Annotated in this window: 11 protein-coding genes; 7 read left to right on the top strand and 4 right to left on the bottom strand. The window is 63.7% G+C overall.

What is annotated here, in order from left to right; genetic code table 11:
* Positions 1 to 2 precede the first annotated feature (2 nt).
* Complete coding sequence (locus KH389_RS14215; protein WP_116054342.1) at positions 3 to 572, top strand: DJ-1/PfpI family protein; 570 nt, start codon at positions 3 to 5, stop codon at positions 570 to 572.
* Positions 573 to 631: 59 nt separating this feature from the next.
* On the opposite strand, the gene KH389_RS14210 is transcribed toward KH389_RS14215, so the two are convergent.
* On the bottom strand, positions 632 to 880 hold the full coding sequence (locus tag KH389_RS14210; RefSeq protein WP_231390615.1) for a hypothetical protein: 249 nt from the start codon (positions 878 to 880) through the stop codon (positions 632 to 634).
* Positions 881 to 1,233: 353 nt separating this feature from the next.
* Here KH389_RS14210 and KH389_RS14205 point away from each other — a divergent pair, with 353 nt between their 5' ends.
* The gene (locus tag KH389_RS14205) at positions 1,234 to 2,460 is read left to right on the top strand and encodes an MFS transporter (protein WP_043859956.1); all 1,227 of its coding nucleotides are present in this window, start codon (positions 1,234 to 1,236) and stop codon (positions 2,458 to 2,460) included.
* 100 nt (positions 2,461 to 2,560) lie between these two features.
* On the opposite strand, the gene KH389_RS14200 is transcribed toward KH389_RS14205, so the two are convergent.
* The 3 genes from KH389_RS14200 to KH389_RS14190 form a co-directional block, all read right to left on the bottom strand.
* Positions 2,561 to 3,145, bottom strand: coding sequence for a hypothetical protein (locus KH389_RS14200; RefSeq protein WP_157811410.1), 585 nt, complete (start codon positions 3,143 to 3,145; stop codon positions 2,561 to 2,563).
* Positions 3,138 to 3,785: a hypothetical protein gene (locus tag KH389_RS14195; protein ID WP_201023423.1), complete on the bottom strand. Its 648-nt coding sequence runs from the start codon at positions 3,783 to 3,785 to the stop codon at positions 3,138 to 3,140. The genes KH389_RS14200 and KH389_RS14195 overlap by 8 nt, the downstream gene beginning before the upstream one ends.
* Positions 3,786 to 4,095: 310 nt before the next feature.
* The gene (locus KH389_RS14190) at positions 4,096 to 4,518 is read right to left on the bottom strand and encodes an NUDIX hydrolase (protein WP_213605699.1); all 423 of its coding nucleotides are present in this window, start codon (positions 4,516 to 4,518) and stop codon (positions 4,096 to 4,098) included.
* Positions 4,519 to 4,851: 333 nt separating this feature from the next.
* Here KH389_RS14190 and KH389_RS14185 point away from each other — a divergent pair, with 333 nt between their 5' ends.
* From KH389_RS14185 to KH389_RS14165, 5 genes are all read left to right on the top strand, one after another.
* Entirely contained in the window at positions 4,852 to 5,724 is an 873-nt protein-coding gene (locus KH389_RS14185; RefSeq protein WP_043859950.1) for a universal stress protein, read from the top strand.
* 177 nt (positions 5,725 to 5,901) lie between these two features.
* The gene (locus KH389_RS14180; protein WP_054916663.1) at positions 5,902 to 6,804 is read left to right on the top strand and encodes a GGDEF domain-containing protein; all 903 of its coding nucleotides are present in this window, start codon (positions 5,902 to 5,904) and stop codon (positions 6,802 to 6,804) included.
* 120 nt (positions 6,805 to 6,924) lie between these two features.
* A complete protein-coding gene (locus KH389_RS14175; RefSeq protein WP_213605698.1) occupies positions 6,925 to 8,082 on the top strand; it encodes an efflux RND transporter periplasmic adaptor subunit in 1,158 nt (385 codons plus the stop codon).
* Positions 8,079 to 11,252, top strand: a complete 3,174-nt coding sequence (locus tag KH389_RS14170; protein ID WP_213605697.1) for an efflux RND transporter permease subunit — start codon at positions 8,079 to 8,081, stop codon at positions 11,250 to 11,252. The genes KH389_RS14175 and KH389_RS14170 overlap by 4 nt, the downstream gene beginning before the upstream one ends.
* Positions 11,249 to 12,703 (top strand): efflux transporter outer membrane subunit, encoded by a 1,455-nt coding sequence (locus tag KH389_RS14165; protein ID WP_213605696.1) that lies wholly within the window; start codon positions 11,249 to 11,251, stop codon positions 12,701 to 12,703. Before KH389_RS14170 ends, KH389_RS14165 begins: the two co-directional genes overlap by 4 nt.
* Positions 12,704 to 12,755: the final 52 nt, after the last annotated feature.

The raw sequence follows: 12,755 nt of genomic DNA, 5'->3' as shown, positions 1-12,755 counted from the left end.
TGATGGCACGGATAGGTTTGATACTGACACCCGGTTTTGCGGACTGGGAATATGCCTTTATTGCCGGGACCGCATCCCCGTTTTATGGAATAGACACCCGATTTTTCACCCCAGTTGCCGGGCAGCTAAGCTCGCAGGGCGGGCTGGCTGCAAGGGTCGACAGCACGCTGCAGGACTGCCTTGATTGGAAGCCGGACGTTGTAGTCGTTATTGGCGGCACGGCCTGGGAAGGCGAACTGGCACCGGATATTTCGGGCTTTCTTCGGGCAAGCCGTGCAAGTGGGGCGACCATTGCCGGTATCTGCGGGGGAACACTGGCGCTTGCGAGGGCCGGGCTTCTGAACACGGTTGCGCATACCTCGAACAGCGCGGGCTTCCTGCAACAGAACGCCGCAGGGTATGAAGGGCGAGCACACTATAGAAACAGCCCGGTTGCGGTGATTGCAGACCGCATCATTACTGCCCCAGGCCCTGCGCCCGTCAGCTTCACCTGCGCCGTGTTCGAAGGCGCCGGGCTGTCTGCAGAGGCTGTCACTCAGTTCAGGGCAATGCTGGCAGCGGAACACGGTTGACCCGCAGCGTAACTCAGCATGAGAAGGCTAGGGCATGAAGCCCTAGCCAACAGCAGCAGTCACTTTTTCTTTTTCGCAGGTTTATCTGCCTTGTCCGACTTCTTGGCCTTCTCGGGCTTGCTGTCCGATTTTTTTGCAGATTTCTTGGGTTCGGCATCTTTTTTCTTGTCTTTCTTTTCTTTCTTTTCAGAGGCTTTGGAAAGAGCCGATGCCGCAGCTGATTTCTTTGCCGATGATGACTTCTTGTCTTTCAAATCCTTGCTGGCTTTTGAAGACCCGTCTTTGCTTTTCTTCTCGTCCTTAGCCACGTTGACCACCTCTGATAGCGCTTGCCGGTATTGGCACGTTGCCTGTGGGATCATCCACATGCTGATCATTAGGCGAGTTCGCCCAGAGGCGGTTCAAATTATTTGAGGCGCTGGGCAGGGCCTTGGCGGATGTTGCGTCAGGTACCGGGGCTTGGCATGCCCGGCAAGCTGGGCCAAGCTTGCATGGGCCTGCAGCAGTTGCTCTACTACGGGCCTTTCATCGATAGCGCTGATGATTACTATCAAAGGGCCCGCCTGTCGGCGCTGCAACACCCGCTTGTATAATCGCCTTCGATTTTTCCCCGCTTCCCGCGCCTGCTCAAGGCGTCATTTCCCCCATGGAACCCAGCACCATGCCAAGCGCAAGCCAGGCCCCTAGCGGCCTTCCCGAACACAATCAACAGAGCGTCAAACAGCAGTGGCTGGCGATTCTCTCGGTCGCGGTGGGCGCCTTTGCCCTGGTGACCAGCGAATTTCTGCCGGTGGGCGTACTCAACGATGTCGCCAGCGACCTGGGCATCAGTGCCGGTCATGCCGGCCTGATGGTGACGCTGCCCGGCATCATGGCCGCACTCGCCGCGCCCTTGCTGTCGGTGGGCATCGGCGCGATGGACCGGCGCTACCTGCTGATCGGCCTGACCCTGATCATGATCATCGCCAATGCGGTGGTGGCCTACGCCACCGACTTCAGCCTGCTGCTGTTCGGCCGTGTGCTGCTGGGGGTGAGCATCGGCGGGTTCTGGGCCACGGCCATCGCCCTCAGCGGCCGCCTGGCCCCCAAGGGTGTGGGGGTAGCCCAGGCCACCTCGATCATCATGGTGGGTGTGACCCTGGCCACCGTGCTGGGCGTGCCCGTCGGCACCTGGCTCAGCGGCCTGATGGGCTGGCGCATGACCTTCCTGGTGACCGCGCTGGTGGGTGTACCGGTGCTGCTGGCCCAGGTGTTCCTGCTGCCGCGGCTCAACCCCGACAAGGCCATTCGCATCAGTGACCTGCCGGCACTGTTCATCAATCCGCAAGCCCGGGTCGGCCTGATTGCGGTGTTGCTGATCGGCCTGGCGCACTTTGCCGCGTACACCTATGTGGCACCGTTCTTCAAGCAAAGCGCCGGCTTCGATGGGCCGACCATTGGCTCGCTGCTGTTGCTGTATGGCGTGGCCGGGGTGCTGGGGAATGTCTTCGCCGGGTTTGCCGCCAACCGCAGCGTGCGTTACACGCTGATGCTGGTGGCGCTGATGATTGCCGTCAGCACGGCGCTGTTCCCTTACTTCGCCACCGGCATGACCGGTGCGGTGATGCTGATCGCGCTGTGGGGCTTTGCCTTCGGTGCCTTTCCGGCCTGCGCCAGCATCTGGATGTTCGTGGTGGCGCCCAAGGATGTCGAGCGCGGCATGCCGCTGTTCGTGGCTTTGTTTCAGGTGATCATTGCGCTGGGGTCTTTCTTTGGCGGGCGCATCGTCGACCAGATGGGCAGCTCGGTGCTGCTGAGCCTGGCCACGGCACTGGTGGGCTGCGGGTTTGTCACGGTGCTGGTGCTGGGGCGCAAGGTCAGTAACCGAATGGCGGTTCAGCCTTGCTAGCAGCCCGGCGCATGGGCTGACGTCAATCTTGATGGGGCCGCGTGTGCGGCCTTGCAGATCGCTGAGATTCGATAGCCCAAATCAGCACTTCATTGCTGATCTACGGCGCATAGAAACACCCGCCCAGCGGGTCAGTCCACACCAGCTCCCCGGTAGCGGGGCGGCGCATCAGGTTGTCGAGCTTGGCATCCACGTCACATTCATGGCGCTGCGCAAATTCCGCCGCCCTGGCGAGTGTGATCAACACCCCTGCCAGCGCGGGATGCTCACCGGCCAAGGCCAGGCACTGTTCAGCAAGCACGGCGTTGGCCGGCAGATCATCATTGTCGTCGAGCAACCCCGACAGCAGGCTGGCAAGTAACGGCTCGCTGGCCTCATCCACGCTTATCAACCTTTCCACTTCGGCCAGCCAGTAGAACTCGTTTTCGCTTCCCCTGAATGAAGCGTCAGAGGGCCCCACGGCGCCATAGTCGTGAATGACCTCGACGACATTACGGTTGCCCTGGGCCCACTGCCGGGCAAGAAAATTGTGGCCGCAACCTTCGAGCGTGAGGCGATAGAGCCTGGTACCGTGCTCGAACAGCATGCTGCTCGAACCCTGGCAAAGAAACGTCGCCTGGTTCAGCGGCGCGCTTGCCAGAATCGCCTGGAAGTGTTTGCCCGCCAGCACCGGTTGATCAGCCATGCCCATTCCCCCCGCTGAAGTTGCCGACCCCTGATGCTTGAACAGCCGCTTTCGAGAGCAGGCCAAGCCTGCTTCTCGGGTGATCCCTTTCCCCAAGCCAGTTGGGGATCAAGGCGCCTTGCGCCGCAAAGTGCTCGACATGCACCACGGTGATTCTGCCGTCTGTGTAGGCCACGGCGTTGATCATCTTCCATGCGCCGGGGCGGGCATGGCGCAACAGCGCGTAGGCAGACGCGACATAGTTCATCCCCGTGCCCAGGCCGAACATCACGATCAGTCGGGTCTCTTGCGGCAGGTCGCGAAGAAAGGCCGTTGTACAGTTGCTGGCCACCGACTTGCCGAACGGGCTGGCAATGAACTTGTCCAGCATCCCGCCGCCTGATCCTTTCCAGGTACCAGCCTTGCGGTCGTGGCGCTCTACGGTGCAACGGATGAGCGATGCGAAATGAAAGCGCCCGTCGTTGTCCGCAATAAGGCGGTCCACCTGTTGCTTGAGCCTGTCAGGCGGGGCGGCGGGGATAAGGCCCACGTGGGCCAGAATCTTGCCCACATTGAGACGACTGCCCTTGTAGGCGATGTCGTCGTGAGGTGTGCTGGCAAGTGCCCCAGCCTGAGTGGGGCCCTTGGAGAAGCCCAGCACAACCACCTCTGGCGTAGTACTGCCCCATGCCAGCGGGTTTGCCGTAATACGCCACTCGCCCTCGGTGCGAGTGGCTACATCGAATGCTGGCGCACTCTCGGTGTGGCAACGCGAGCAGGAGACTCTGCCGTGACGGGGTAAGCAACTCATCAATCCTCCCAAGGTGCCGACGTTTGAAGTAGCAGGGCGCCACAAGATGGACTCGATCCGGCTATTACGCGGCAACTGCGAGCAGCGTAGTTGACGTTGTTTACTTTGCCATCAGCGTGTCTACCGCCCGTTTGTGCTCGGCCAATAGCCGACATGGCGCCTAGCCGGGCACGGGTGCTTCAGTGAGGCCAAGTCGAAGGAAGCTCAATGCATCCTTGTAGAGTGGGTGCCATGCGTCGGATGGCTCGCTATGGAGTGGATGCCAGAAAAACCTGAACGCGTGCCCTCCGTCATCCTGGGTAAATTGAACCCAGGTGTCGGGAAGCTCGTGGGTGACGTGACACTCATGAAATGCCCACACATGCCCGGTTACCTCAGCGCGCCACACGCCAAGATTTCGTCCCACCGTGCCTTGAATTCCGGCTTCCTCGAACAGTTCTCGTACAGCAGCGTCTTCACTCGGCTCACCTGGCTCCACACTTCCCTTGACCAACTGCAGGCCCGCCAACGGATGCGCGAACGCCAGAACCTCCAACGTTTCACGGCTGCGCAGCACCACCGGGCAAGCTTTATCCACTGCCATGTTGTTCTCCCCTTGGCTCATTGCTGTTGAGTGTTGAGCGCGTCGAAAGCTGAACGATGTCAGCTGCCTTCAACACTGCACGATCTTAAAGCATCCATCCGGCTCTGCCGGGTTTTTGCCTCCCTCCCAAGTTCAGGACAAACCAGGCAGCACACTGATGAACCCTGCCCACATGTTGCAGTTTGTTGCCGCAGCCAGATGCCTGGCCTTGAGGTTGACGCAAATCAAGCTGCTGCCTATGGGGTTCGGGAGACCATGGCGGCACGAAAGGAGCGGATCGACAGCAGGCCAACGCCTCGATCCGCATGCGCCACATTGCATAAGGAGCCCCACATGAGCCCGTTGAAGCACGTACTGGTTGCCACCGATTTGTCCACTTCTGCGCGCAACGCAGCAGAGCGGGCCGCACTCCTGAGCCAGGCGCAGCATGCCGCGCTGGACCTGCTCTACGTTGCCAACCCCGCGCCTTACGAGCGCCTCAAGCAGGTTGTGGTACCCGATGACAACCTGTTGAATCGCGTGCTGGAAAGTGCCGGCGAAAACCTGCGTGCAGTGGCTGCCATGCTGTTCCACCGCTACGCCATCTCCGCTGGCACACAGGTCGCGCCCGGTTCGGTGGCTACCGAAATCACCCGTGTGGTGCAAGACAAACACACCAACCTGCTGGTATGCGGGGCCAAGGGGCAGAACCTGGCGCGCCGCCTGCTGGGTTCCACCGTGCAGCGCATGCTGAGCCGCATGCACTGCCCGATGCTGGTGGTCAAACAGGCCCCGCGCGAGGCGTACCGCCGCGTGCTGGTGCCGGTTGATTTTTCGCCTTCGTCGCTGCGTGCCATCGAGCTGGCAAAAGCCGTGGCCCCGCAAGCCGAAATCATTCTGATGCACGCGTTCGAAGCGCCCTTCGAGGGCAGCATGCGCTTTGCCTACATCGACCAGGACACCCTCACGCACTACCGCAACGCCATCAAGAAGGATGCCGTGGAGCAACTTGCGGCCCTGAGCGAAGCCGCCGGCCTGCCCAATGCTCGGCAGATCATTGCACACGGCGACGCAGCCTGGCGGATCGTGGAAACCGAGCAGGAGCTGGACTGCGACCTGATCGTGGTCGGCAAGCAGGGCGAAAGCGCGCTGGAAGAGCTGCTGGTGGGCAGCGTCACCAAGCACGTGCTGAGCGAATCGCAGTGCGATGTGTTGGTGTCGATCTAGGGTCTGTACGTAGGGCAGGGGGCCGGAAACGCTTGGCACAGCACACGCGATAACGGTTCTGTCGCAAGCGCCGTGCGGCGTTGGTGGCATCCGCAAGGCCCATGTTGCGGATGATGGCGTAATGGTATTGTTGGCTACCGTTACGCCATTCATCAATCGGCACAGAAGAAGTGCTTCATGATCGACACCGCACAGATGGCCCTGATTCTTGATGCGCTGCCCGACCCTGCCTTCATTCTGTCGCGCAGTGGCAAGTACGTTGCGGTGTTTGGTGGCCGCGACGCGCGTTATTACCACGATGGGTCCGGCCTGATCGGCCTGTATATTTCAGACCTGATCAATGCCGACAAGGCGAACTGGTTTCTGGAGCAGATTGCCCGGGCACTGGCCACGGGAAACCTGCTGGTCGCCGAGTACGAGCTGAGCAACAGGGACGTAAAGGGCCTGCCCGATGAGGGCCCCAAGGACCCCATCTGGTTCGAGGGGCGCATCCAGGCCCTGAACTTCAGGGTGGACGAAGAGGAGGTCGTGCTGTGGGTCGCCAGCAATATCTCCGAACGGCACACACTGGAAGTCAGGCTCAGGGAACTGAGCGATACCGACCAGCTCACCGGTCTGTTCAACCGCAGAAAGCTCGAACATGACCTGAAACTGCACCACGAGTCCCTGACACGCTATCGCGTGCCGACGTCGGTGTTCCTGTTCGATCTGGACAACCTCAAGAAAATCAATGATACCCAGGGGCACCACGCCGGCGATCAGATCATCCAGGCGGTGGCCGAGATCTGTCGTTGCGCGCTGCGCGCAACGGATTTCGCCTGCCGCCTGGGTGGCGACGAGTTTGTGGTGGGCCTGCCCAATACCGAGCGAGAGCAGGCGCTGCAGCTTGCCGAGCGTCTGCATGAGCGCTTTCGCAAAGAGCTGAGCCGCTATTGGGCAGGCGACACGGTGGTCACCGTGAGCATTGGCGCAACGGCCATGCTGCCCGAGGACCACGCTTACGAGGACACCTTGAAACGGGCCGATCGTGCCCTGTACGTGGCCAAGAGCATGGGCAAGGACCGGATTGTGTGGCTCTGACGCCAGGGTATGGCCAATGTCAGAAAACCCTTGACCTTCCAGACGTGGCAAGTCGGATAAGTACGCGAACGTTGCTTTGCCCCCGCAAAGCAGGTCGACACTCGTGCGAAAGGCCATGTGATGAACGTCAAACGCGTAACCCTTTTCACTGCGGCGCTAAGCGTCGCGCTCACCAGCGTCGGGTGCAAGGAGACGGCACCCGCGACTGAACCCGCCAAGCCTCCCAGTGTTCCGGTAGCCGAGGTGATCGTGCGCCCGGTAACGCCCCATGCCGAATTCACCGGGTCGCTGACCGCGATCAAGCGGGTCGAACTGCGCCCGCGGGTGGCCGGCTATATTCAGGCGGTGAGCGTGCCCGAGGGCCGCATGGTAGAGAAGGGCAGCCAGCTCTTTGTCATCGATCCGCGGCCCTTCCAGGCCGCGCTCGACGCCGCCACCGCACGCCTGCAGGAGGCCCGGGCGGCGTGGCTGCTGGCCCAGGCAGACCATGCCCGAGCCCGGCAACTGTATGCGCAAAAGGTCGTTGCGCGGGACCGGCTCGACAGCGCGATTGCGGCGCTCGATGCGGGCCAGGCCCAGGTCGATGCCGCAAAGGCCGCGCTGGACGCTGCAAAGCTCGACCTGAGCTTCACACGGGTCACTGCACCGATCAGTGGGCGTGTAGGGCAAACCCTGGTCACCGAAGGCAACTACGTCACCAATGGGGTGACGCCACTGACCACCATCGTCTCTGTCGACCCCCTGCATGTGTACTTCGATGTGGACGAGCGCACGTACCTGCGCTCGCTCGCGTCAAGCCGCCCTGGCGCGGGCGCGCAGGCGGCGAAGGTGAGCGTGGCGCTGGCCACCGACAAGCAGTACGCGCGGCCCGGCCGCGTCGATTTTCTGGCCAACGCCGCCGATCGCAACACCGGCACGCTGCGTGTTCGCGCGGTGGTCGACAACCCCGACGGGCAGCTGACGCCCGGTTTGTTTGCCAAGGTGAAGCTTGAGACCGGCATGCCACAGGCCAGGGTGCTGATCTCGGACCAATCGATTTCGACCGACCAGGGCAGCCGCTACGTACTGGTAGTGGGCAAGGACGACAAGACCCAGTACCGCCCGGTCGAACTCGGCCCGATGGTGGAGGGCTTGCGCGTGATCGAAAAAGGCCTGCAGCCCGGCGAGCGCATCGTGGTCAAGGGCCTGGTGCGCCCAGACATGCAGGTTACGCCGCAGCCCACCTCGATCGAGGGTTCGCCCGTCAAGGCGCAGCAAACCCTGGGGGCGGCGCAATGACATTCCCGCGCTTCTTCATCGATCGTCCCATTTTTGCCATCGTCCTCTCGATACTGATGATGATTGCCGGCATCGTCGCCTTCTTCCAGCTACCGCTGAGCGAGTACCCGGCGGTCACGCCGCCGACCGTGCAGGTGACGGCGTCCTATCCGGGGGCCAACCCCCAGGTAATCGCACAAACCGTGGCCGCGCCACTGGAGCAGGCGATTACCGGGGTCGAGGGCATGCTGTACATGGCGTCGCAGTCTGCCACCGATGGCCGGATGGTACTGACCATCACTTTCGCCCAGGGCACCAATGCCGATATTGCGCAGATCCAGGTGCAGAACCGCGTTTCGCGGGTTCTGCCGCGCCTGCCGGCAGAGGTGCAGCACCAGGGCGTGGTCACCCAGAAGACCTCGCCGGACATGCTGATGGTGGTTCACCTGCTGTCTCCCGACAAACGCTACGACCCGCTCTACATGTCGAACTACGCCTACCTTCAGGTGCGCGATGAACTGTCGCGCCTGCCCGGCATCAGCGATGTGCTGGTGTGGGGCGCCGGGGAGTACAGCATGCGGCTGTGGCTCGACCCGGACCTGATCGCCGCGCGCGGGCTCACCGCAGGCGAGGTGATCGAAGCGGTGCGCGAGCAGAACGTGCAGGTGGCAGCGGGGTCGGTCGGCCAGGCGCCCAACGCCACCGCCGCGTTCCAGGTAACCGTGAACACCCTGGGGCGGCTGACCGATGAACAGCAGTTTGGCGACATCATCATTCGCACCGGCGACGACGGTCAGGTCACGCGCCTGCGCGATGTGGCCCGTATCGAGATGGGCGCCGACTCTTACGCACTACGCAGCCTGCTCGATGGCGAACCGGCAGTTGCGCTGCAGATCATCCAGAGCCCGGGCGCCAATGCCCTGGACGTTGCCAAGGCGGTGCGCGAAACCATGCAGCGGCTGGAGGCGAACTTCCCGGCGGGGCTCACCTCGCGCATTGCCTATGACCCCACGGTGTTCGTGCAGGCCTCGCTGGAGTCGGTGGCCATCACCTTGCTGGAGGCGATCATGCTGGTGGTGATCGTGGTGGTGCTGTTTCTGCACAACTGGCGTGCGTCGCTCATCCCGCTGATGGCGGTGCCGGTGTCGCTGGTGGGCACCTTTGCGGTCATGCACCTGATGGGCTTTTCGCTCAACACCCTGTCGTTGTTCGGCCTGGTGCTGTCGATCGGGATCGTGGTGGACGATGCCATCGTGGTGGTGGAGAACGTCGAGCGTCATATCGAGAACGGCGAGGCGCCGGCCCAGGCCGCCAGGCTTGCCATGGACGAGGTGACCGGGCCCATCATCGCGATCACCTCGGTGCTGGCTGCGGTGTTCATCCCCACGGCGTTCCTCAGCGGCCTGCAGGGCGAGTTCTATCGCCAGTTCGCGCTCACCATTGCCATCTCGACGATTCTGTCGGCGGTCAATTCGCTGACCCTCAGCCCCGCACTCGCCGGGTTGCTGCTGCAGCCACGCCAGCACGGCATTACGCCCGACCCCCGCAGCCTGCGCGGGCGTGCCCGGCGGTTGCTCGGCACCCTTGGCCGGCCGTTCCAGCGTGCACCGCAGGCCTATGGCAACACGGTGCGCAAGGTGGCCCGGCTCAGCGGCCTGGTGCTTGTGGTGTACGTCGGCCTGCTGGGGTTGACCGCGTTCGGCTTCAATGCCGTGCCACCGGGCTTTGTGCCGATGCAGGACAAGTATTACCTGGTGGCTATCGCCCAGTTGCCCAACGCGTCGTCGCTGGACCGCACCGAAGCGGTGGCCAGGCAGATGTCGCAATTGGCCCTGGCCGAGCCGGGCGTCGAAAGCGTGGTGGCGTTCCCGGGGCTTTCGATCAACGGTTTCGTCAACGTGCCCAACGCCGCGGTGATGTTCATCATGCTCGACCCGTTCAAGGAGCGTGCCTCGCCGGACCTGGCTGCAACCGCCATCGCCGGGCGTCTGCAGGCCAGGTTCGCGGGTATTCCCGATGGTTTTCTTGGGGTGTTCCCGCCACCCCCGGTGCCCGGCCTGGGTGCCACCGGCGGCTTCAAGATGCAAGTCGAGGACCGCAGCGGCGCGGGGCTGGAGGCCCTGGTGCAGCACACCCGCATCCTGATGATGAAGGCCACCGAGTCGGGGCAGTTGGCCGGGCTGATGACCAGCCTCGATATCAATGCACCGCAGCTCGACGTGGTCATCGACCGGGCCCAGGTCAAGAGCCAGGGCGTGCGCCTGACCGATGTGTTCGAGGCACTGCAGGTGTACCTGGGTTCGCTGTACGTCAACGACTTCAACCGCTTTGGCCGCACCTACAAGGTCACGGCGCAGGCCGACACGGACCACCGCATGCAGGCCGAAGCCATCGGCCGCCTGCAGGTGCGCAATGCGGCCGGGGCCATGCTGCCGTTGTCGGCGTTTGTCAGCGTTACGCCAAGCTCCGGCCCGGACCGGGTGATTCACTACAACGGCTACCCCTCGGCGGACATTTCGGGGGGCGCAATGCCGGGCGTGAGTTCAGGGCAGGCGGTTGCGCTGATGGAGCGTCTGGCCGGGGCCATGCTGCCTGAAGGCATGACCTTCGAATGGACGGACCTGACCTACCAGCAGAAGCTGGCCGGCGATTCGGCGCTGTTCATCTTCCCGCTGTGCGTGTTGCTGGCCTACCTGATTCTGGCGGCGCAGTACAACAGCTGGCTGCTGCCCCTGGCGGTGCTGCTGATTGTGCCGATGTGCCTGTTGAGCGCGATCATCGGGGTGTGGCTGATGGAGGGCGACAACAACGTGTTCGTGCAGATCGGGCTGATCGTGCTGGTGGGCCTGGCCGCCAAGAATGCGATCCTCATCGTCGAGTTCGCCCGCACCCTGGAAGCGCGGGGGGCGAGTGTGCTGGAGGCGGTTGTGGAGGCATGCCGGTTGCGCCTGCGCCCGATCGTGATGACGTCCCTGGCCTTCGTCGCTGGCGTCGTGCCGCTGGTGCTTGCCAGCGGCGCAGGTGCCGAGATGCGCCAGGCCATGGGGGTGGCGGTGTTTGCCGGCATGCTCGGGGTGACGCTGTTCGGCCTGTTCCTGACCCCGGTTTTCTATGTGGTGATCCGTGGCCTGGCGGCCCGCTTCGAGCGGCACACGCCCACAGCCAAGCCCCTGGAGGAGCGCCGTTCATGAGCCGTTGCTATCGAGCTGTTCTGGCGCCCCTGGCCACCCTCATGCTGCTGGCCGGGTGTGCTGCAGTGGGCCCCGACTACGTTGCGCCGTCGCTGCCGGCAACGCAGCTTCCCGCGCGCTTCGATGAGCTGCCTGCCGGGCTTGGCCCCGGCAGCGTCGAGGCCCGGTGGTGGGGTGCCTTTGACGAGCCCGCGTTGACCGGGCTGGTGCAGCGGGCGCTTGCCGCCAACCATGACATCGCGATTGCTGCCGTGCGGCTCGAAGAAGCCAGGGCGATGTTGCGCGAAAGCCGCCAGGGTTTCCTCCCGCGTGGCGGCCCTGCGCTCAGCTACGAGAACCGCCGCTGGAGCGAAGTGCAGACACCGGCTGGCCAGTCGCGGCAGAACGAAACCTATCGGGGGGCGGTCGATGCGTCCTGGGAAATCGACCTGTTCGGCCGCGTGCGCCGCTCGGTGGAGGCCGCACGCGCCCAGGCCGGTTCGCGCGAGGCGTTGCTGCGCGGGGTGCAGGCGAGTGTGGCGGCCGAGGTGGCGGCCACCTGGTTCGAGCTGCGGGGCATCGAGGCCGAGTTGGCGGTTGCGGCCGATACCCGCCAAAGCCAGCGCGACAGCCTGAGCATGGTCGAACGCCAGGTGAACGCCGGGGCGGCCACCGAGTTCGACCGGCTGCGCGCCGAGGCCCTGTTGCGCTCGGTCGAGGTGAGCGTGCCCGAGCTGGAGCGTCGGCGTGATGCCTCGGTCAACGCCCTGGCGATCCTGCTGGGCGAGCCGCCGCAGCGGTTCACACCACCGGCCGCCGAGCCTGGGGATCAGGCGCTGGCCCTGCGCACGATCGCCGTCGGTGAGCCCACGGCGTTACTCTGGAGACGCTCCGACATTGCCGCCGCAGAACGCGCCCTTGCGGCCGCCACGGCGCAAATCGGGGTCGAGACGGCGGGCCTCTATCCCGAGGTGCAGGTGCAGGGCTCCATCGGTGTGGTCACCGGAAGCCTCGACGGGATGAGTGGCGCGGGCGCGCTGTCGAGCTTTATCGGCCCGATGATTCGCTGGTCGCTGCTGGACACCGGGCATGTGCGTGCCCGCATTGCCGCCAGCGAGGCACGCGCCAGGGAGGCGTTGATCGTGTACGACCAGACGGTATTGCGCGCGTTGCAGGAAACCGATGATGCCTTCAAGGCCCACGGGGCTGCGAGCAATACCCTGAGGCTGCGATTGCTCGAATCGGCGGCCAACGGCGAGGCGGCGCGGCTTGCCCGGGCGCGGTTCTCGGAGGGCGAGGGCGTTTACCTGGATGTGCTTGAGGCCGAGCGCGCCGATTACGCCAGCCGACGCGCCCTGACCGCTGCACGTACCCGACAACGGCTGGCGGTTGTGGGCATCTACAAGGCGCTGGGTGGTGGCTGGGAAGTCTGCGCGCAGGCCCGGCAGCCGTGCGACGGCGCCTCTCTCTAGCGTTCCATCAGGCAAAAATAATCCCCGAAACCGGGGATTATTTTCATACGGC

This window comes from Pseudomonas qingdaonensis, assembly GCF_018398475.1.
Classification (GTDB): domain Bacteria; phylum Pseudomonadota; class Gammaproteobacteria; order Pseudomonadales; family Pseudomonadaceae; genus Aquipseudomonas; species Aquipseudomonas palmensis.
This window is presented reverse-complemented; position numbering and strand designations above follow the sequence as displayed.